General features: G+C 37.2%; 16 protein-coding genes. 9 read left to right on the top strand and 7 right to left on the bottom strand.

Annotated elements, in window-relative coordinates:
• Positions 1 to 9: 9 nt before the first annotated feature.
• Together QNJ66_RS04755 and QNJ66_RS04750 are read left to right on the top strand one after the other, a co-directional pair.
• Positions 10 to 822, top strand: a complete 813-nt coding sequence (locus tag QNJ66_RS04755) for a tetratricopeptide repeat protein (protein WP_300503522.1) — start codon at positions 10 to 12, stop codon at positions 820 to 822.
• Positions 823 to 1,012: 190 nt separating this feature from the next.
• Positions 1,013 to 1,555, top strand: coding sequence for a hypothetical protein (locus QNJ66_RS04750; protein WP_300503521.1), 543 nt, complete (start codon positions 1,013 to 1,015; stop codon positions 1,553 to 1,555).
• Between the two features lie 40 nt (positions 1,556 to 1,595).
• Here QNJ66_RS04750 and QNJ66_RS04745 read toward each other — a convergent pair whose 3' ends face one another.
• Positions 1,596 to 1,886 (bottom strand): DUF427 domain-containing protein, encoded by a 291-nt coding sequence (locus QNJ66_RS04745; RefSeq protein ID WP_300503519.1) that lies wholly within the window; start codon positions 1,884 to 1,886, stop codon positions 1,596 to 1,598.
• Positions 1,887 to 1,964: 78 nt separating this feature from the next.
• On the opposite strand from QNJ66_RS04745, the gene QNJ66_RS04740 reads away from it, so the two are divergent.
• The gene (locus QNJ66_RS04740; protein WP_300503517.1) at positions 1,965 to 2,585 is read left to right on the top strand and encodes a hypothetical protein; all 621 of its coding nucleotides are present in this window, start codon (positions 1,965 to 1,967) and stop codon (positions 2,583 to 2,585) included.
• A gap of 99 nt (positions 2,586 to 2,684) precedes the next feature.
• Here QNJ66_RS04740 and QNJ66_RS04735 read toward each other — a convergent pair whose 3' ends face one another.
• The gene (locus tag QNJ66_RS04735) at positions 2,685 to 4,643 is read right to left on the bottom strand and encodes a cation:proton antiporter (RefSeq protein ID WP_300503515.1); all 1,959 of its coding nucleotides are present in this window, start codon (positions 4,641 to 4,643) and stop codon (positions 2,685 to 2,687) included.
• Positions 4,644 to 4,903: 260 nt separating this feature from the next.
• On the opposite strand from QNJ66_RS04735, the gene alr reads away from it, so the two are divergent.
• The 3 genes from alr to QNJ66_RS04720 all read left to right on the top strand — a co-directional run bounded on the left by alr (position 4,904) and on the right by QNJ66_RS04720 (position 7,263).
• The gene (gene alr, locus QNJ66_RS04730) at positions 4,904 to 6,109 is read left to right on the top strand and encodes an alanine racemase (protein ID WP_300503513.1); all 1,206 of its coding nucleotides are present in this window, start codon (positions 4,904 to 4,906) and stop codon (positions 6,107 to 6,109) included.
• A gap of 134 nt (positions 6,110 to 6,243) precedes the next feature.
• Positions 6,244 to 6,414 carry a hypothetical protein gene (locus QNJ66_RS04725; protein WP_300503511.1) on the top strand — a complete coding sequence of 57 codons (171 nt, stop codon included), beginning with the start codon at positions 6,244 to 6,246 and terminating at the stop codon, positions 6,412 to 6,414.
• 156 nt (positions 6,415 to 6,570) lie between these two features.
• On the top strand, positions 6,571 to 7,263 hold the full coding sequence (locus tag QNJ66_RS04720; RefSeq protein WP_300503509.1) for a YdcF family protein: 693 nt from the start codon (positions 6,571 to 6,573) through the stop codon (positions 7,261 to 7,263).
• A gap of 6 nt (positions 7,264 to 7,269) precedes the next feature.
• On the opposite strand, the gene QNJ66_RS04715 is transcribed toward QNJ66_RS04720, so the two are convergent.
• The 4 genes from QNJ66_RS04715 to QNJ66_RS04700 all read right to left on the bottom strand — a co-directional run bounded on the left by QNJ66_RS04715 (position 7,270) and on the right by QNJ66_RS04700 (position 13,840).
• Positions 7,270 to 8,484, bottom strand: coding sequence for a DUF4912 domain-containing protein (locus QNJ66_RS04715; RefSeq protein ID WP_300503507.1), 1,215 nt, complete (start codon positions 8,482 to 8,484; stop codon positions 7,270 to 7,272).
• A gap of 311 nt (positions 8,485 to 8,795) precedes the next feature.
• Complete coding sequence (locus QNJ66_RS04710) at positions 8,796 to 9,929, bottom strand: hybrid sensor histidine kinase/response regulator (RefSeq protein WP_300503505.1); 1,134 nt, start codon at positions 9,927 to 9,929, stop codon at positions 8,796 to 8,798.
• A gap of 158 nt (positions 9,930 to 10,087) precedes the next feature.
• Positions 10,088 to 13,294: a PAS domain S-box protein gene (locus QNJ66_RS04705; protein WP_300503554.1), complete on the bottom strand. Its 3,207-nt coding sequence runs from the start codon at positions 13,292 to 13,294 to the stop codon at positions 10,088 to 10,090.
• A 117-nt stretch (positions 13,295 to 13,411) separates the two neighbouring features.
• A complete protein-coding gene (locus tag QNJ66_RS04700) occupies positions 13,412 to 13,840 on the bottom strand; it encodes a peptidylprolyl isomerase (RefSeq protein ID WP_300503504.1) in 429 nt (142 codons plus the stop codon).
• 122 nt (positions 13,841 to 13,962) lie between these two features.
• Between QNJ66_RS04700 and QNJ66_RS04695 the strand changes: the two genes are divergently transcribed.
• Positions 13,963 to 15,099 (top strand): succinylglutamate desuccinylase/aspartoacylase family protein, encoded by a 1,137-nt coding sequence (locus tag QNJ66_RS04695; RefSeq protein WP_300503502.1) that lies wholly within the window; start codon positions 13,963 to 13,965, stop codon positions 15,097 to 15,099.
• A 69-nt stretch (positions 15,100 to 15,168) separates the two neighbouring features.
• Here the strand turns inward: QNJ66_RS04695 and QNJ66_RS04690 are convergent, their stop codons facing one another.
• The gene (locus tag QNJ66_RS04690) at positions 15,169 to 15,279 is read right to left on the bottom strand and encodes an NAD synthetase (protein WP_300503500.1); all 111 of its coding nucleotides are present in this window, start codon (positions 15,277 to 15,279) and stop codon (positions 15,169 to 15,171) included.
• 207 nt (positions 15,280 to 15,486) lie between these two features.
• Here QNJ66_RS04690 and QNJ66_RS04685 point away from each other — a divergent pair, with 207 nt between their 5' ends.
• On the top strand, positions 15,487 to 16,713 hold the full coding sequence (locus QNJ66_RS04685; protein WP_300503498.1) for a potassium/proton antiporter: 1,227 nt from the start codon (positions 15,487 to 15,489) through the stop codon (positions 16,711 to 16,713).
• Between the two features lie 48 nt (positions 16,714 to 16,761).
• Positions 16,762 to 20,484, top strand: coding sequence for a magnesium chelatase subunit H (gene bchH / locus QNJ66_RS04680; RefSeq protein WP_300503496.1), 3,723 nt, complete (start codon positions 16,762 to 16,764; stop codon positions 20,482 to 20,484).
• Positions 20,485 to 20,523 lie beyond the last annotated feature (39 nt).

The raw sequence follows: 20,523 nt of genomic DNA, 5'->3' as shown, positions 1-20,523 counted from the left end.
AAGACCAGAATGACTCGTTGGATTTTAAGTTTACTGATTATTTTATTAACCTGGACAGGAGTAACAACTGCGGGATTAGCGCAAACTCAAGATAATCCTCCTCTGACAGAAGAACAATTAGAAGAAGGTCAATCCATTGCCAACAAAGCTATAGTAGCCACAGAAAATGGAGATTTTGCCAAAGCAGAAACCTATTGGACTCAGTTAGTTGAGACATTTCCCGCCAACCCGGCAGCTTGGAGTAACCGAGGCAATGCCCGTGTCAGTCAAAATAAGCTAGAAGCAGCCATTGCTGACTTTAACCAAGCCATTGAACTCGCGCCAGATGCCCCCGATCCCTATCTCAACCGAGGAACTGCCCTGGAAGCTCAAGGAAAATATGAAGCAGCGATCGCTGATTATAATCGTGTCTTAGAACTCAACCCTGAGGATGCAATGGCTTATAATAATCGGGGTAATGCTGAAAGTGGCGAAGGTGACTGGGAAAAAGCCTTAACCGATTATCGCAAAGCATCAGAAATAGCCCCCAATTTTGCATTTGCCAGGGCTAATGCAGCCCTCGTTTATTATCAAATTGGAAAAACAGGGGAAGCTGTCACAGAAATGCGTAATTTAGTCCGTAAATATCCGATGTTTCCCGATGTGAGGGCAGCTTTAACAGCAGTTTTATGGAATATGGGCCAACAAGGGGAAGCAGAAAGCCATTGGGTGGCTGCTGTTGGTATGGATAACCGTTATCAGGATCTCAACTGGGTGAAAAATATCCGTCGTTGGCCACCACAAATGGTTGCAGCTTTGGATAAATTTCTTAATTTAAAATAAGACCAAAATAGGAGTTCATCAATTGATGAACTCCTAAAGTTTTTTGCACTGATTGATGGGCAAATGTCTTAATTTTGCTTATTTAAGCAGTCTGTAAATCATAATTGGCTGCTTTCTTCTCTTGCGGCATCAGGATAAAATATAATAAATTGTTGTAAAACTGCTGATTCTTGTTACAAATTGAACCATCATGAGTTTAGATCGTTCTAGTTTTCGTATTTCTCCCTTAATTCGCATCACATTAATTAGTTTATATATTGCTTTGACAGTTCCTTTACCGTTTTTAGCGGAGGTAACAAATGCACCTATTCCTTCTACTATGTTATGGATAGGGATATTTTTGGGTTTATTGGTTTTAGTAGGGGCGTTGAGTGAACGGGTTCTTGTTAATGAAAATCAAATTAAAGTGGTTTATCCTGTTTGGTTTCCTTCTTTTTTCCGCAAAGGATGGTCATTAAATTGGTCAGAGATTAAGGATTTAAAATTACGGACTACGGGACAAGGAGGTTTAGTTTATTATTTTATTAGCGAAAATTCTCAGCAAGCTTATTTACTTCCTATGCGTATTGCTGGATTTTCCTATTTAGTCAATATTGTCACTGAAAAAACAGGGATTGATACAACTGATATTCGTCCTCTTTCTCAACCTTGGATGTATTTAATTTTATTGGTTTGTACTTTCTTTTTATTGTTAATGGATAGCTGGACAATTTGGACAGCAATGAATATCTAATTTAAAACCCGTCGTTAACGACGGGATATTATGAAAAAAACTAAGATGATTTTTCAACTTTTATTCCCTTCCAAAAAGCAACATAATTTTTAATATTTTGTGCCTTTTCTTTGGGAGTAGGATAATACCAAGCAGCGTCTTTATTTTCTTGTCCATTGACTTCAATGGTATAGTAAGTTGCTTCTCCTTTCCAGAAACAATTCGTACGGGTACTACTTTCTTTAAAATACTCTGTATTAATGGAATCGGGAGGAAAATAGTAATTTCCTTCGACTATTTCGCATTGTTGACTATCTGCTAAGATAACATCATTCCATATTGCTTTTGCCATGTTGTATCTCTAATACTGTGCCACTATCTATTATGGAGGAAATGAGTTTTGTTGACAAGACTAAAAAATAGAATATTAATGCTACTGAAAAAAATTCCTCCTCCATTTATAATTTGCAATAGCATTAGTATCCTGTTGTTAATTTTGGTGATGCTTTATGCTCAAAAATTTGCTCCACCTGTAGATGGTTTATTCATTCCTCCGGCAACACCTCGTTATCCAACGGCAGGGTTATTAACCCATACATTTGAGATATTATGTTCTATTCCTCCTGTAATATGTGGCTTTACTCTTGTTATTATCAGACGGATAAATCCTAACAATAGTAATAAATTTTTCTTATTAGTTTCTACGATTTTAACTACTGGATTTTTTTTCAACGAAATTTATCGTATTCATATTATTTTACAATATTTTGATATTCCTAAATTAACCACGATTAGGGTTTATGGAGTTATTTTAATTCTTTATTTATTATTATTTTGGAAAACTCTTAGGAAAACAAATTATGGAATTCTATTAACTGGATCTTTATTGATTATAATAGCAGTATTAATTGATTATTTTTCTCCGTATTTTCACATTAGGTCTTTTTTAATTGAAGGCGTACCCAAACTTTTGGGGATGATTAATTTTACCCTTTATTTTTGTCTAGTTTGCTATCAAACAATCTTAAAAACATGGAAACAACCTCAGTAGACTCACATCTTACATCAGAACAAAAATACTTAATGATTAGAGGCAGGAGGCAGAAAGGATAAAAAACATTAAAAATAGGATTATTTAACTTTTAAATCTCTAACTATTTTGACTTTTTAACTTAGGAGACTCCGAAAGAGAATCATCAACAGGATCAGCTAGAGGGACTTCTTCTACCTCAGATAAACGTTCTGCTGTTAATTCTTTAGAGGTTTTATTTCCCCCTGAGAGACGTTTGAGAAGTTTTGGACGAGGATCGTGTAAAAGATAAGTAACTTCATCCCCAACTTGCCAAGTTTGAGCAGCTTGAACGACTTGTAAACTTCCTTGTCGCTTAATCAAAAGGGGTAACACCTCTCCTTCCCGAATTAATGCTTGAAAGTGGGCTTGTTTAAAAGAGAGTCCCTGTTCTTGAAAATCGGTAATTCCTAACTTAAACTGATCTTCCATTAAGTATTGATTCCACATTTTAATCAATTGTTGATCCACAAATGCAGGACTAATATTGGTTTTATTCGCATTGCCGGTTTTATTCGCGTTATTGTCTTGAGGGGCATTACTAGGAAAAATAGCAAACACTCTGGGCGGTTTAAACTCTTCTGTGGCCCGTTGAGCTAAGACTAAATTAACTTGACCGTTGCTAGTCAAGGCCATAAACGTTCCCATCGATTCAATGCCCGCTTCTTCCAGGACATCAGGATCAAGCGCACTACTTTGAAACACCGATAAGCCTTGAGCTTCAGCCTGTTGACAGGCTTCGGGATCTGTATCGATTAATACCACAGACTCTCCTTGCTGCTCAAATAATCGTCCTAATAGCCGTCCCAAGGCGTTACAGCCAACAATCACCGCCCCTCTCGCTTCTACTGCCGTAATTCTTAATCCTTTAGCCACCCAACGGGCTGATAAACCTTGAATAAACACCGTCATCATAATAGTCAAGAAAACCAAAGCCTTAATAGAATCACCGCCATTAATACCCTTTTCAGTCAGTAAAATAGCGAATAAAGAAGCAACCGAAGCAGAGACAATTCCCCGTGGAGCAATCCAACCTAAAAAGAACTTTTCTCGCCAATTGAGATCGCTATTGATCGTACAAAAAGCAATACTAATGGGACGTACTAGCCACATCAAAGCCAAAACAGCTAAAACGCTACCCCATCCCAAAGCAAAAATACTGTCAATAGAGAGATCCGCCGCCAAGAGAATAAATAACACGGAGACACATAAAACAGTCAACTGTCCCTTAAACCGTCTTAATAAGCGTTCATCGGGGATAGATGAAGCCCTCAGTACAATTCCTGCCACCACAGTGGCCATTAACCCGGATTCACTCAGGGTGAGTTGGGATAAACCAAATAATCCCCAAACCCCGGCCAATACCACTAAATTTCTCAGTTCTTCTGAGAGAAAAAGGGTATTTTTGAGCAGAAAACCGAGTAAAAACCCACTAACGCCCCCAATAATAGCCCCAATGGTGAATCGTAGTAGTAAACCACTAAAAATTTCTACAGGTGTGGCATTACTATTGAGAATGGTATCGAGAACCACCACCGCTAAAATAGCTCCCACAGGGTCGATAAGAACCCCCTCACTTTCCAAGAGGGTGGCCACTTTGCGTTCCACTTCCACTTGTTTGAGAAGTGGTCCAATAACCGTCGGTCCTGTAACCACCACCAAAGCTGCATAGAGAAAAGCGATCGACCAAGGAAACTCTGCTAACCAGTGGGCAGCCATACCACCACCCACCAGGGTAATTAAAGTCCCAAAGGTGACTAAATTACGAAGACTCCCTGAGACTCTTCCCAAATCTTTTAATTCCAGGTTTAAGCCCCCTTCAAAGAGAATAATGGCTACAGAAAGAGCCACTAAGACTTCTAAACCTACTCCTAATTTCTGGGGATTGAGAATACTAAGGCCATCGGCTCCGAGTATAATACCGAATAGAAGCAGAAAGACAATGCTAGGAACCTTAAAAAATTCGGCAATGACTTGCGCGCTGATGCCTGCAAGAACAGCCATAACAATTTGCAGAGTAATTTCAAAGGATGATTCCATAGGCTTATTGATGGCAAAAAACTTGTACAGAATGTAATAGCCAATAACCTCCACAATTAATTAAAAATTACGGTTAGCTATAGAGTGGGAACAAGGTTCTCGAAAATTCTGTTTCCTTATAGTTTAATAAAAATCGCACAGACATCATTCATTATAGTTGATGTTCTGATTTTCCTGGAATCATCGATCTCAATTTCTACGTCTGCTACCATAACATCAATCATGTTAAATGATGGGTGAGTGTGTAGGAGTGGAAAAAAGTGGTAACTCAAGAGTCTCTAGGCGGTCTTGTTGCTCGTAATCGCTATAATTATCATCTTTCTGAGATTATTCGCCAACGGGCGTGGGTAGAAATTGATTTATCGGCATTAACTCATAATGTGGTGCAAATTAAACAACTATTGTCACCAAAAACCGTATTAATGGCTGTGGTTAAAGCCGATGCTTATGGTCACGGGGCGATCGCCGTTGCCCAAACAGTCCTAGAAGCAGGGGCCAATGCTTTGGCGGTGGCGACTTTAGGGGAAGGAATCGAACTACGGGAAGCTGGTATCACTGCACCTATCTTGATTTTGGGGGCAATTAACACCCCAGAAGAAATTGCAGCGATCGCTCATTGGAATATCGAACCGACCCTCTGTTATCCTGAACAGGCCATAATTTTTTCTCAAACCTTATCCCAATACGAAAAACCGTTATCAGTTCATCTCAAATTAGACACGGGAATGTCTCGTTTAGGAATACCTTGGCATCAGGGAACGGAATTTGCCAGTTTAGTTAAACAGTTACCCTATTTACAGTTGGGTAGTGTCTATTCCCATTTAGCCACCGCCGATGATCCCGATCGCACTAATATGTATCTACAACATAAACGGTTTAAAACGGCGATCGCCCAGTTAAAGACCCAAGGAATTAAACCACCTCGTCTTCATTTTGCCAATTCTGCGGCCACTCTCATCGCGCCCCAGTTACACTACGATTTAGTCAGGGTGGGACTAGGTTTATATGGTCTCTATCCTGCCCCTCATTTGCGCTCTATAGTCCCTTTAAAGCCTGTTTTACAAGTTAAGGCCAAAATCACGCAAATTAAGACTATACCGGCTAATACAGGGGTTAGTTATGGTTATCAATTTGTCAGCGATCGCCCGATGAAAATAGCTGTGGTGGGGATTGGTTATGCGGATGGAGTCCCCCGTCAATTATCCAATCGTTTACAAGTATTAATTCACGGTCAGCGAGCTTGTCAAATCGGAGCGATTACTATGGATCAGTTGATGTTAGATGTCAGCCATCTTCGTAATCTTAAAGTGGGAGATACTGTAACCTTAATTGGTAAAGATGGAAACCAAGAAATTACGGCTGATCACTGGGGGAAAATGTTGGGAACGATTTCTTGGGAAATTCTTTGTGGGTTCAAACATAGACTGCCAAGGATTCAAAAGAATTCAAAGGAGGCAGGAGTTTAAAGGCAGGAGGCAGGAGGCAGGAGGATTCTTTTTAGAAGAAGCTTGAACTCCTACCAAAAACTTTTCGGAAGTCAAGTAATATTAATTTAGAGATTTGTCGTAGGTTTCTCAAGAAATATATTAAGATACAAAACATGATTATGTCTTCTCCCATCATTGTCAATATAAATATTCCGATTAAAGAAATCAAAGAGTTGTCTCATCTTTTTCAGCGTAAAGTTGATTTAAGAACCCCAGAAGATTTGAGTTCTTATTTTCGCCAAGAAGTTTTATGTTCTGCTGTTGTAAGTTATGTCAACTCTTGACAATAAAACCCGATTACTACATATCTTAATACCAAATTCCCTTGCCATACCCCCTTTTAAATTGCATAGCTTACAAATTGAAAACCCTCCTGCCTCCTGCCCCCTGCCTTCTTCAAGAGTAGATTCTCATCACGTTTTATTTAGCGGAGAAATATAGTGAGCAGGTCAAAATTTGATTTAACAGCCCGTTTGACTAAAAGAAAATGGAAAAAACGATTTAAGCTGCTTTTGTTAGCCTTAATTGGTTTTATCTTCGGCAGTTTAGCTTTCAATGTTTTGGTGAGATTACCGGTTAACGCCAATCACAAGGTGGACGGTATTTTAGTTTTGGGTGGGAGCATTCGACGGGAAATCTATGCTGCTCAAATTGCTTCTGAGTATCAAGATGTTCCTCTTATTATTTCCCAAGGCTCAAAACCTCCTTGTATTAAGCTTATTTTCCAACGGGAACAAACGCGTATGGATAATGTTTGGGTTGAGCAATGCGCTTATTCAACTTTTGATAATTTTTTCTTTTGCGTCCCCTTGCTACAAAAACATCGGGTTCATAAAGTCAAGGTCATCACTTCACAAAACCATCTCCCCAGGGCTAAACTTTTAGCACAAATTCATCTCGGGGCCAGAGGTATTGCAGTTGAAGTGGATACTCCCAATGAAAAGGGTGTTCCTGGTAATCACGAATCGGATTTAAAAACGTTTTTAGATGTTACTCGTAGTTTGATGTGGGCGGTTGTTAGTCAATTTATACAACCTCCTTGTTCCCAGGTAACTCCCTTAGAAGAGGTTGACCTTTCTCAGTGGTATGAGGAAGGATTTCAATGCGAACATGAGGGGGGAATTTGGAATTGATTTTTCTCAACCTAATGCTTCTAACATTGCATCCTCTTTGCTATTGGTCTGACTAAAGGGGGTTTCCCTTTCAAACTTCATGTGGATAGAACGGGTTTGTTGTCCATCTGCAGCGATCGCTACGATGGGATAATCTATGATGCCATCTTGGAATGACATTTGAAAGCGGAAAGTTCCATCAGGATTGAGTTTAACAGGATTACCGCCTACCAAAACGGTGGCATCTGGTTCGGTGGCACCATAAACAATTAATTCAGCATCAGCCATTAACCAAAACTTCCGAGAAGGAACCAACTCTTGTGAGCCAAAACCAATATCAGACAAGGTTTGACCCGATGGACTAGAAACACTCCATATTCCCATCTCAGAGGCAAAGACAACGGACTCTGTGGAAGAACCTGTGAGCGATCCGCCTAAATGTTGTAGAGAGGCAAAGCTGGATCTGGCAACTCGGGCGGCCTCTGCTACTTGTTCGCTGACGGCAAATCTTTTTTGAACGGGGTTGGGAGGTAGTGACGGTTCAACAAAATTGTCTTCTATTTCCTCGTCCCAATTGACTGTGGTAAAAATATCTTCTATCCAGTCGGAAGGATAAAGGGCTGGAATATGGATCTCAGCAGAACGGGCCAAAACTAACCAACGACCATCAATACTACGGTAGCCAATGTCAACAACGTAGTCACGATCGCTGAGGGGAATGGGGATATACCATTCTTGGGTGATATCGTCACAAATATATTCTTGTACACTATGAGGACTCTGATAGTTTAGGTCAATATCGCTGACATCATAGATCCGTAGGGCTAATTGTTCACCCCCTTGGGCTTTTAAAGCTTCTTTGGATTTTTGGGAAACATTCCAGTAAGCATAAGCCCACTGAGGATCGCGGGGTAAAAGGACAATGCGATTCCTGTGGTAATCTTCCCAAACGTTTTGGAGTTGGGGTTTAATCTGGGTTTTCTTGGGGCTGATGTTATTTTTCTGTCCTACCTCAAACTTAGAAGCTTCTACTTTTTGGGCTTCTTGAATACTGGAGTCGACCTTAATCTTCGCCTCAGTTTCGATTATTTGGGGCGTTTGTGATTGTATTGCTTGCTTAATGGCAACTAGGAGTTGCGCTTTACGCATTCGGCTATAACGGGAGATGTTATATTCGCTGGCTACTTTTCGTAGCTGCCGTAAGGTCATCTCTTCTAGTAGGGGGTGGCTTTCTGGTGCCATGAGATCACTCTCCGATCATTTTTACGGTTAACTGCTCCTGGCATTGGGTCATGAGTCCTTTCCATAAATGCTTACGGGAGACTTCATGGCTCTTAGGATTTGTCTTAAGGACTTAATTATTTATCTTATGTAACAAAACATAAGTCTTTATGGTCAAGGGGTCTCTCCAGGAATTTATCAGAAATTTACGCATTAACCACTTTTCGGGGATCAATATGTTATGAATCTCTGACATTTTACCCTTCCATTTCAGTTCCCACTGGTATAGATTAGGTTTTCAGCATTGAGATTTCTCTTCATAGGTTATCTCTTTAGGAATCTGAAATGGGCAAGGTAAACCAAAATTTGGCCCCTTGACCTGGTTCTGTGACTACCCCAATTTCTCCACCATGAGCTTCAATGATTTGACGGCAAAGATATAATCCCAATCCTAAGCCTAAAGTTTTTCGGGATTTTTCTCCTCGGTTGTACCTTTCAAATAAGGTTTCTGCTAGTTTAGAGTTAATCCCTATTCCATTATCTTTTAGGCTACAGCGAATTTTTTGAGGTTTTAAGTCCTGTTGTTCTGTTACTATTATATCTACTTTGAGGGTTAATTGGATGCCGGGTTGATTATGTTTTAAAGCATTGGCCATCAAATTTTCTAGAACTCGCCACAAGCGATCGCTATCTGCTTGTACCATTGGTAAATTTTGAGGTACTTCTAGGAACAATCTAGCTTTGTTTTCTGTTAACATTGGTTGCCATTCTGTGGCCAATTGTTGACTTAATTGTGCTATATTTAAAGGTTTGGTATCTAGGTTAATACCCCCTATGTCGAATTGTTGACTTTCTACTAAAGAATTAATTAAATTTAGTTGGCGATCGCAACTTTTGGCCATTTGTTCTAAAACTTTTCTGGAAATTTCTAAGGAATCTTGTTCTTGTTGCAAAAAATTTTTCAAAATTAAGGAAAAGCCAATAACGGGATTTCTTAAATCATGGGAAACGGCGTGGAGATAAACTTTTAAGGTTTGTTCTGTTTTTTCTCTTTCTGTTATTTCTTGTTGTAGTCTTTTTTTCTGTCTTTGTATAGTTAATTGATTTTCAATTCTCGCTATAACTTCTTCTGCTTGAAATGGTTTACTAATATAGTCGACTCCCCCTACATCGAAGGCTTTAACTTTATCTAAAACATCGTCTAAAGCACTAATAAAAATAACGGGAATATCTTTGGTGTTAGTATTTTCTTTTAGTTTTTGACAAATTTGATAGCCATTCATTGATGGCATATTAATATCCAATAAAATCAAATCTGGAGGAACTTGATAAATGGTATTTAAAGCAGTTTTTCCATTGAGGGCTTTGCGAACTTTATAACCTTGTTCTGATAACATTGCTGAGAGTAAGCGCAGGTTATCCGGGGTATCATCGACAACTAAGATATTACTAGAATCGGAGGTCATGGGGTACTGGGGGACTGGGAGACTGGGAGACTGGGATACTGGGATACTGGGGACTGGGTGGGAGAGGGTGGGGAGTGTGGGGAGTGTGGGGAGTGTGGGAGACTCTTGAAAAATTATCCTATATCTACACCCCGTCACCCCTACACCCCTACACCGTGTCATATAATAGTTTCAGTTAATTCGATCACAGGATCAAAGAGGAAATTTTCGGACCATTCTCGAAGGGCGATCGCTAGGGGTTGACTATGGGGTGGTATTTCCTGAATTAATTCTAAGATGCCATCATCACTACATTCTAAGGCAGCTTGATGGAGTGAGTTAATCCATTGAGGGGGCATTTTTTCTAAAAGCGATTGTAATTGATATCTGGTTTGTGGGGTTGCTTGTTGGTTGAGTTGGGAGGACAATGTTTGCTCGTCTAAGTCTTCATAAACATAGTTAACACCGAGATGTTGAGCTATTTTTTCCCATAAAACTTCTTCTCGGAAGGGTTTACGCATAAAATCATCACATCCTGCCGATAAGACTAAATTTCGTTCTTCTTCAAAGGCACTGGCTGTTAAAGCAATAATAACGGTTTCTTGTCCTTTGGCGTTTGCTTTGATGCGTTGAGTGGCGTTATAACCGTCCATGATGGGCATTCTCATATCCATCCAAATTAAATGGGGTTGCCAACTTTTCCAAATTTCTAAGGCTTCTTGTCCATTACTTGCCTGACGAACATTAAAGCCCATTGATGATAATAATTTAACTAATAAAATACGGCTTTCGAGGCGATCATCGACGGCCAAAATACGATAGTTGGGTTGGCCGGGAACTAAACCAATAATACGACGAGGGGTTTTATTGATTTTAATAGCATTAGCATCAACGATGTTTGCTTTAATAGTAAAGGTGAATAAACTACCTCGGCCTAATATACTACTAACGCTAATTTCTCCTCCCATTAATTGCACAAATTTTTGACTAATGGGCAACCCTAACCCTGTGCCTTCATTGGAGTTACGGCCTGTTTCTGTTTGTCCAAAGGCTTCAAAGAGTTGATCTACTTCTTCGGATGCAATACCAGGCCCGGTATCTTCAACTTCAAAGGTTAAGATAATTCCCTGATTTTCTCTGATAACTTCATTAGTTTTAATGCGTAAAATTACTCCACCTTCTTGTGTAAATTTAATGGCGTTTCCTAGTAAATTAATTAATACTTGTCGCAGTTTACTTTCATCTGTTTCTATATATTGAGGTAGGGTTTCTGTTTTTTCAAAGAGAAGTTGTAAGTTTTTTTGTTCTGCTTTTAGATGTAGCATAGATTCTAAGTTGTCAAGCAGACGATAAAGATCGAATTGAGTTTGATTAAATGTAGTTCTTCCTGCTTCAATTTTGGTCATCTCTAAGATGTCGTTGATTAATTCTAATAAGTGTTCTCCACTGCGACCAATAATTTCTAAGTTTTGTTTATTTTCTTCGTTTAAAGTTGTATCTCTTTGCATCACTTGAGTGAAGCCTAAAATAGCATTTAAAGGGGTTCGTAATTCATGACTCATGCTGGCTAAGAATTCACTTTTTGCACAATTAGCAGCATCGGCTTTTTCTTTGGCTGTTTTTAAAGCTTCTTCTGCTTGTTTTCGTTCCGTAATATCTCTAATAATTGCTGTAAAAATTGTTTTTCCCCGTGGCTTTATTTTAGAGATAGACACTTCTGCTAAAAATTCTGTACCATCTTTTCTTTTTCCAAAAACAGGACGACGACCACCCATCTTTCTAGCGGTTTCTTGGGTATTTTTAAAGCTATTAATGTGTTGATAATGGTTATTTGTAAAACGAGGGGGAATTAAGAGATTGAAAGGCTTGCCTAATACTTCATTAGAAGTATAGCCGAATATTTGTTCAGCAGCATGATTGAAAAGGGTTACTTTTTGTTTTTCATCGATGGAAATAATCGCTTCGTTGGCGTTATCTAAAATACCAGCAAACCTTGCCTGTGACTCTTTTTTAGCTTCTTCTGCAATAGTTCTTGCTTCTGCAATTGCCATTAATTCTCCTACTAGTTTCAAGAGATTTAGATCATCTTTTGTCCAACTTCTATATACATTAGTATCAATTCCTAAATAGCCCACTGTTTGACATCTTGTCATCATAGGAACTACTAATAAGTTGGGGCTTAAACTGTTTTTATAGGCTTCTCTTTCTGGCGTTGCTTCCGGGGGGAAATCCTCTAAGTTGTTAATACAAATAGATTTTCCTTCTATGAGTTGTTGAGAAAACCAAGGGAATACTTCTAGGGAAATATTTTGAGAATCATGGATAGTTGAAGGGATATATTCATTACACCATTCATGGATCATACTCCAAACCTTTTCTTGGGGAAAATAACGAATAATGTAATTGCGATCGCATTGGGTAAATTTTCCGATGGATTCTAAAATAAAATTAACTGCTGTATTTAAGTCTTGATCGATTAATTGTCTGGCAATATTACTGAGTAAAGCGTCTCTTTCTGCTTGTTTTCTGATAGCTTCTTCTTTTTGTTTACGATCAGTAATATCTCGACTAATACCAATGGTTCCCATTAACTTACCTTCGGGACAACAAAAGGGGGTTTTTAAGGTATCTACTAGGCGACAATTCCCATTAGGATAGGTGATCCATTCTTCGTTACGATGGGATTGTTTTTGTAGCATCATGAAGCGATCTTGTTTGCGAAATCCTAACGCTTCTTCTTTTGAAAAAAGTTCAAAATCATCTTTACCAAGAATATCTTTTCTATCTCGCCCTGCAAATTTTTCAAAGGCATTATTACACATTTTATAGACTCCTTTAGAGTCTTTACAAAAGACGAGATCGGGAATACAATCTATCAGTGATGCTAATAAAATTTGTTCGTTTTTACGATCGCTTATATCTGTATGAGAACCGGCCATCCTTAATGGGTTTCCTGTTTCATCCCATAACGCTTTTCCGCGAGAAAGAATCCATTTATAATTACCATCTTGACATTTTAAACGAAATTCTGCACTATAATGATCGGTTTTTTTAGCAAAATGATCAGCTAAAATTTTCATCACCCTTTCTGTATCTTGAGGATGAAGTAATTTCTTCCAAGTATCAATATGATTAGGTAATTCTTGATCACCATAACCTAACATTTCTTTCCAACGAGGGGAGAAAAACATTTCATCGGTTTTTAGGTTCCAATCCCAAATTCCTTCATTTGTTCCCTGTAATACTAATTGCCATCTTTCCTCACTTTCTCGCAAGTTTTCTTGCATGATTAAAGTGGCTTTTTTGTCAGCTTTTAAGCGAGTAATTTCTGCTTGTAATTTTTCAATAAGTTGATCTTTTTCTGTGTGTGATTGAATCTGTTCCATCATCTTTGATTTAGGTTATGTTTAAAGTTCTAAACAACTGAGAAGATTTAAACATTGTTCTTACGGGATAATTCTTAACAGCAAACAGTTCACTGTTCACTGTTCACTTTTAACTATTTACTGAATGCTTACTAACTCAATTTCAAAAGTTAAATCTTTTCCAGCTAAAGCATGATTAGCATCTAAAGTAACTTTATCATCAGTAATATTAGTAATTGTAACAGGAACCGCTTGACCATCTTTATGACGTATTTGTAACTGTTGTCCCACCTCTACGGATAAGTCTGATGGTATTTGCTTTTCATCGACTACAATCACTAATTCTTCTTGATAAGGACCATAAGCTTGTTCTGAAGGAATGGTAACACTTTTACTATCTCCTGGAGTCATTCCCACCACTGCTTGTTCAAAACCTGCGATAACTTGACCTTCTCCAAGGGAAAAATGTAAGGGTTCACGATTTGCAGAGGAGTCAAAAACTGTCCCATCTTGCAATTTACCTGTATAGTTGACTTTGACTGTATCTCCAAGTTTTGCTTGTACCATATTGGATTACCTGTTAAATTTATCTATTGAATGAAGGGACTTTTTTACGGTAGTTTTTTCTAGCAGTTTTGTCAACTTTTTGTGCTATTGTTAAAAGTTTATTTTGAACAATCCCCATCTCTATGAAACCAACTATTGAAACATTAAATTTATTTAAACTTGCTTCTGGTGATGAGTTTTTTTTACAACTCTATAAGTTTTTGGGTAATAAAAGAGGTAAAAAGGTTTATATTCAATCTAATTTACATGGCTCAGAAATTGTTGGCAATGCTGTTATTTATCAACTAATTAATTTTTTATCTGGTCTTAAAAATAATCAAATAGATGGAGAGATTTGCTTGCTTCCTATTTGTAATCCTTTGGGAACAAATCAGCGAAATCATTTCTTTTCATCGGGACGTTATAATAGTTATGATGGAAAAGATTGGAATCGAATTTTTTGGAATTATGAAAAAGTTTGTCAAGATTTAGATGAGTTGGTTAACAATAATATCAAGTTTGATTTATTAACGATTCAAGAAAACTTTTTACAGCAACAAAAGACGGCATTTGCTAAACAACTAGAAAAAATTAATAAACCCAGTGGTGCGCCTTTATTTGAACAGTATCGTTATCAATTACAATCACTTTCTATGGATGCTAATTATCTGATTGATATTCATAGTTCTAGTAATAAATGTATTGATTATCTTTTTTGTTTTCCTGGACAACAGCAAGAAAGTGCAAAATATTTTCAGATAGATTATGGTATTTTAATGGATACTTATGATGGGGACGCATTTGATGAAGCGTTTATGAAACCTTGGTTAGCATTAGAAAAAAAGTTTGAAGAAGCGGGAAGAAAAATAATAGTAGATAGAGAATCTTGGACATTAGAGTTAGGTTCAGGAATGACGATGAATCCCAACTCTGTTAAGACTGGTGTTCAGGGAATTATAAACTATTTGGTTAAAAAAGGGATTTTACATCTACCTAATTATGCTTTAACAAGTCAAGATATAACTTTAGTTTCTCGTCAAAATATAAAAAGTTATTATGCACCAACTGGTGGCATGATTCAAAATAGATTATCTTTACAAAACCCAGTAAAAGAAGGAGATAAACTTTATGAAATACTCAGTTTTAATAAGCAAGGTAATTTACCAGAGGTGATCAATATTCATGCAGAAAAAGATGGATTTATTTTTGATGTTTCCACTAATTATTCAGTTAATCAAGGAGAATATGTTTTAGCTCTTTTTAGCCCTAATGTAGATTAATACTTACCACAGAGCCAGTTATAGGATAATTAGTCCTTACTTACTTTTCACTTCGTTAATAACCATTACTTATTTTTTATTCATCTCTGATATCCCTCCTAATAACATCAACATTCCTACAATTAAAATAGTGATGGCAATACCGCCTAAAATCCAGTCTAGTGTTGTGTTAGGTTCCATGTTTGTTAACGATGATTGGCATATTCTTTAAATCCCTGTTGATCGTAATTATACACTGTGTGAATAGCATTTCGATCAGGGAAAGTTTTTTGCCTTTGAAAAGTTGCAGTTGCTCAGTTGCCGATAAATAGATAAAATCATCTTTGTAATAGTTGATTTTTTTTAGATTGTTCAATTTTCTTTAATTATGGAGATGTTTATTATACTATGTTTATTTTGTATTTTGAATATATTTTAATTGCGGCAGGATTGTTATTACTTATTAGTGCTTTTGCTAGTAAAATAGCCAATAAATTTGGTGTTCCTGCGTTGCTTTTATTCTTATTGATTGGAATGTTAGCTGGTTCTGAGGGAATAGGGGGTTTAAATTTTGAGAATTATAAACTTGCTAAAACTATAGGGGATTTAGCTCTAATTTTTATTTTATTTACTGGGGGTTTAGAAACGGAATGGAAAAGTATTCGTCCGGTTTTGATACAAGGGTTAATCATGTCTACCGTTGGTGTGGCTTTAACTATGTTATTTTTAGGAACTTTTGCTTGGTTTATGTTGGGTTCTTTTTCTTATTTAATGGTGGGATTTGATGGCATTAACTGGGTAGATGGTTTACTGTTAGGGGCGATTATTTCTTCAACCGATGCTGCTGCGGTTTTTTCTATTCTTAAATCTAGTAATTTAAAGCTTAAAGGTAACTTACAGCCTTTATTAGAATTAGAATCTGGTAGTAATGATCCTATGGCTGTATTATTAACAACAACTATAGTTAATATAGTCAAAACTGGAGATATTTCTTTTCTTAATTTAGGGATTACTTTAATTGCTCAAATTTTGATAGGAATTATCGGTGGTTATGGGTTTGGTCGTCTGATGAATTGGATAATTAATAATATTAAAGTCGATGCACAAGGTTTATATCCTGTTATCAGTCTCGGACAAGTATTATTAACTTATAGTGTCATAACTCTTTTGCAGGGTAACGGTTTTTTGGGTGTTTATGTAGCAGGAATTGTATTAGGAAATAGTAACTTTACTTATAAACAAACTATCCTTGATTTTCATGATGGTATCTCTTGGTTAATGCAAATAGGAATGTTTTTATTATTAGGACTTTTAGTGTTTCCTTCCCAACTTATTACAGTTGCTCCCATTGCTGTTATTATTGCTTTATTTTTAATGTTTATTGCCCGTCCTTTGAGTGTGATTATTGGTTTAGCTATTAGTCCTTATAATAATTCTGAGAAACTTTTTATTTCCTGGGTTGGGTTGAGGGGTGCAGTCCCTATTATTTTAGCCATTAGCCCCATCGCAGTGGGCATTCCTGATGCCACAACTCTCTTTAATGTGGTATTCTTCATCGTCTTAATTTCTGTGTCTATACAGGGCTTTTCTTTGGGTCCAACGGCGCGATGGTTGAAACTGGAAAATAAGGAATAAAGCTTATAATAGAAATAATACTGTTACAAAACTTTACGGAATAGGGATATGTCACGCATCGTTGTTATTACTGGGTTTGAATCATTTAATCTGGACTTGTATCGACAAGCTGCACAGTTAGCGCAATCTCGTTGTCCGGACTTGGATATACAAATATATAGCGATCGCAGTCTTTCTCAAGAACCAGAGATTATTGAGAATGTCCTCAAGGATGCGGATGTTTTTTTTGCTAGTTTAATCTTTGATTATGACCAAGTAATTTGGTTAAGGGAACGGGTAGAAAATATCCCTATTCGTTTAGTATTTGAATCAGCTTTAGAATTAATGAGTTTGACTCGTTTAGGAAAATTTGTTATTGGGAAGAAACCTAAAGGAATGCCCAAACCTATTAAGTTTATTTTAAGTAAATTTTCCAGTGGGAAGGAAGAAGATAAGCTTGCTGGTTATTTAAGTTTCTTGAAAACGGGACCAAAATTATTAAAGTTTATTCCTGCCAAAAAAGTCCAAGATTTACGCAACTGGTTAATTATATATGGCTATTGGAACGCAGGAGGAAATGAAAACTTTGCTGCTATGTGTTGGACAATAGCAGAGAAATATTTAGATATCAAAGTAGGAGAAATTCCCGAACCTATAGAAACACCAAATATGGGATTACTTCATCCTGAATATGAGGGTTATTTTACTTCTCCCCGTGACTATTTAAACTGGTATCAACAACACAAATCTATTGATAATCCTTTGGTTGCTGTTCTTTTATACCGTAAGCACGTTATCACACAACAACCCTATATTCCCCAGTTAATTCGTTCTTTTGAACAACAAGGATTAACTCCTATCCCAATTTTTATCAATGGAGTTGAAGGTCATGTGATTGTTAGAGATTGGTTAACTACTACTTACGAAACCCAACAAAGGAACTTAGGCAATAAAGAAATACGTTCTTTAGCAAAAGATGCCATTGAAGTAGATTCTATTGTCTCTACCATCGGTTTTCCTCTAGTGGGTGGTCCTGCTGGTTCAATGGAAGCTGGACGACAAGTTGAGGTTGCAAAACGAATTTTAACCGCGAAAAATATACCCTATATTGTTGCTGCACCTCTGTTAATTCAAGATATTTCTTCTTGGACGAGACAAGGAATAGGTGGTTTACAAAGTGTGGTTTTATATGCCCTTCCTGAGTTAGATGGTGCCATTGATACCGTCCCTTTGGGTGGTTTAGTTGGCAATGATATTTATATTATTCCTGAGCGAGTTAAACGCTTAACAGGAAGGTTAAAAAGTTGGATAAAATTGCGTGAAACTGAAGTAAAAAATCGTAAACTTGCTATTATTTTGTATGGCTTTCCCCCAGGTTATGGAGCAACAGGAACCGCAGCATTATTAAATGTTCCCCGGAGCTTACTAAAATTATTACAAGAATTAGAAAAGCAAGGCTATGATGTGGGAGAATTACCCGAAGATGGAGAAATGATTATTAATCAAGTTAAAGAAGCAGATGAAGCAATTATTACACCAAATAATGCTGAAAAGGGTCAAGCAACGGTTAATGTGAGAAAACTCGAAGAATGGTTAGGATACTTATTAAAAACTCGTATTGAAAAACAGTGGAAATCATTAACAGATACAGGAATAAAAACTTATGGAGACGAATATCAAATCGGAGGTATTCAACTAGGAAATATTTGGATAGGGGTGCAACCACCGTTAGGTATTTCTGGTGATCCCATGAGGTTAATGTTTGAAAAAGATTTAACTCCCCATCCTCAATATGCGGCCTTTTATAAGTGGTTACAAAACGATTTTTCTGCCGATGCTATAGTACATTTTGGGATGCACGGAACCGTTGAATGGTTACCAGGTTCACCATTAGGAAATACAGGTTATTCTTGGTCAGATATTTTATTAGGAGATATCCCTAATTTATACATTTATGCTGCAAATAACCCCTCAGAATCTATCTTAGCTAAACGTCGAGGATATGGAGTGTTAATCTCTCATAATGTACCCCCTTATGGACGGGCAGGGTTATATAAAGAATTAATGGCACTACGAGAATTAATTGCAGAATATCGAGAAGATACTAATAAAAATGAGATTTTGCGAGAAGGTATTATTCAGAAAATTGTAGACTCTGGTTTAGCTGCTGACTGTAAGTTTGAAGAAGGCCGAAAACTAGGCATTGATTTTACTGTAGAAAATGCAAAATTGTTCAGTAAAAAAGCTTTAAATGAGTATTTTGTCAAGGTCTATGAATATTTACAAATTGTAGAACAAAGGTTATTCTCTTCTGGTTTACATACCTTGGGTGAAATTCCCAATCAAGAACAATTAGACTCTTATTTAGAGGCTTATTTTGGGGAGAAGTTAACCGACAGAGAAAGAAAAGCAATTAGTTCTGAATTGCCAGAATTACAATATATATTAGACTCAGCTAATGGACGAAGTGAAACTATTAAAGAAGCAATTTATATCAGAGACTTGCTTAAACAAACTCCCGAAGAATTAAGCAACTTATTACGAGGATTAAATGGAGAATATATCCCTCCTGCACCCGGAGGAGACTTACTCAGAGATGGCACAGGAGTCTTACCAACAGGAAGAAATATCCACGCCTTAGATCCTTATAGAATGCCATCTCCAGCAGCTTATGAACGAGGTCGAGAAATCGCTAAGAAAACCATCCAACAACATCTAGAAGAACATAGTAGTTATCCCGAAACCATTGCAGTTTTATTATGGGGTTTAGACGCAATCAAAACTAAAGGTGAATCATTAGGTATTTTATTAGAATTAGTTGGCGCAGAACCCATTAAAGAAGGTACTGGACGCATCGTCAGATACGAATTGAAACCCTTAGAAGAATTAGAACATCCGAGGATCGATGTTTTAGCTAATTTATCAGGAATATTTCGTGATACTTTTGTCAATATTATTGAACTATTAGACGACTTATTCCAAAGGGCAGCAGAAATAGAAGAAGACCCCGAAAATAACTTTATTCGTAAACATTATTTACAGTTAAAAGAACAAGGAGTAGAAAATGCTTCAGCCAGACTCTTTTCTAACCCTGCCGGTGATTTTGGTTCCTTAGTTAACGATCAAGTTGTTGACGGTAACTGGGAATCTAGCGACGAATTAGCGAATACTTGGGAAAAAAGAAATGTCTTTAGTTACGGACGTAAAGATAAAGGACAAGCAAGACCAGAAATTTTAAATCAACTCTTAAAAACCAGTGAAAGAATTGTCCAAGAAATTGATTCAGTAGAATACGGTTTAACCGATATTCAAGAATATTATGGCAACACAGGAGGTTTAAAATTAGCTGCCGAAAAACAAAGCGGTAAAAAAGTAACTGCAAGTTTTATTGAAAGCTTTTCCAATGATACCAACCCCCGAAAACTAGAAGACTTATTAAGACTAGAATATCGTACAAAGTTACTAAATCCAAAATGGGCCGAAGCAATGGTTAATCAGGGTTCAGGGGGTGTGTATGAAGTGTCCCAACGGATGACAGCGTTGATAGGATGGGGAGGAACAACAGATTTTCAGGATAATTGGGTGTATGATCAAGCTGCACAAACCTACGCTTTAGACCCAGAAATGGCGGAAAAATTACGCAAAGCAAACCCCGAAGCGTTTCGCAATATTGTGGGAAGAATGATCGAAGCGAATGGAAGAGGTTTCTGGGATGCTGATGACGAAACCTTAGAAAAATTACGTAATTTATATGAGTTAACCGAGGAAGAATTAGAAGGAGTTACTAATTAAATAATCTAGAGGTTTATAATTGTAACAATAATCTCGGTT

Source organism: Crocosphaera sp. (assembly GCF_030064895.1).
Lineage (GTDB): Bacteria > Cyanobacteriota > Cyanobacteriia > Cyanobacteriales > Microcystaceae > Crocosphaera.
Note: the sequence above shows the minus strand (reverse complement) of the source record. Positions and strands in the feature narration are given on the sequence as shown.

What these genes read in the sequence shown, in the direction of transcription:
- QNJ66_RS04725 (WP_300503511.1), top strand. Translation starts at nt 6,244, where the DNA reads ATGATTATGTCTTCTCCCATCATTGTCAATATAAATATTCCGATTAAA.
- bchH (WP_300503496.1), top strand. Translation starts at nt 16,762, where the DNA reads ATGTCACGCATCGTTGTTATTACTGGGTTTGAATCATTTAATCTGGAC.
- QNJ66_RS04685 (WP_300503498.1), top strand. Translation starts at nt 15,487, where the DNA reads ATGTTTATTTTGTATTTTGAATATATTTTAATTGCGGCAGGATTGTTA.
- QNJ66_RS04695 (WP_300503502.1), top strand. Translation starts at nt 13,963, where the DNA reads ATGAAACCAACTATTGAAACATTAAATTTATTTAAACTTGCTTCTGGT.
- QNJ66_RS04745 (WP_300503519.1), bottom strand. Translation starts at nt 1,886, where the DNA reads ATGGCAAAAGCAATATGGAATGATGTTATCTTAGCAGATAGTCAACAA.
- QNJ66_RS04715 (WP_300503507.1), bottom strand. Translation starts at nt 8,484, where the DNA reads ATGGCACCAGAAAGCCACCCCCTACTAGAAGAGATGACCTTACGGCAG.
- QNJ66_RS04750 (WP_300503521.1), top strand. Translation starts at nt 1,013, where the DNA reads ATGAGTTTAGATCGTTCTAGTTTTCGTATTTCTCCCTTAATTCGCATC.
- QNJ66_RS04690 (WP_300503500.1), bottom strand. Translation starts at nt 15,279, where the DNA reads ATGGAACCTAACACAACACTAGACTGGATTTTAGGCGGTATTGCCATC.
- QNJ66_RS04735 (WP_300503515.1), bottom strand. Translation starts at nt 4,643, where the DNA reads ATGGAATCATCCTTTGAAATTACTCTGCAAATTGTTATGGCTGTTCTT.
- QNJ66_RS04700 (WP_300503504.1), bottom strand. Translation starts at nt 13,840, where the DNA reads ATGGTACAAGCAAAACTTGGAGATACAGTCAAAGTCAACTATACAGGT.
- QNJ66_RS04755 (WP_300503522.1), top strand. Translation starts at nt 10, where the DNA reads ATGACTCGTTGGATTTTAAGTTTACTGATTATTTTATTAACCTGGACA.
- QNJ66_RS04740 (WP_300503517.1), top strand. Translation starts at nt 1,965, where the DNA reads ATGCTACTGAAAAAAATTCCTCCTCCATTTATAATTTGCAATAGCATT.
- QNJ66_RS04705 (WP_300503554.1), bottom strand. Translation starts at nt 13,294, where the DNA reads ATGGAACAGATTCAATCACACACAGAAAAAGATCAACTTATTGAAAAA.
- QNJ66_RS04710 (WP_300503505.1), bottom strand. Translation starts at nt 9,929, where the DNA reads ATGACCTCCGATTCTAGTAATATCTTAGTTGTCGATGATACCCCGGAT.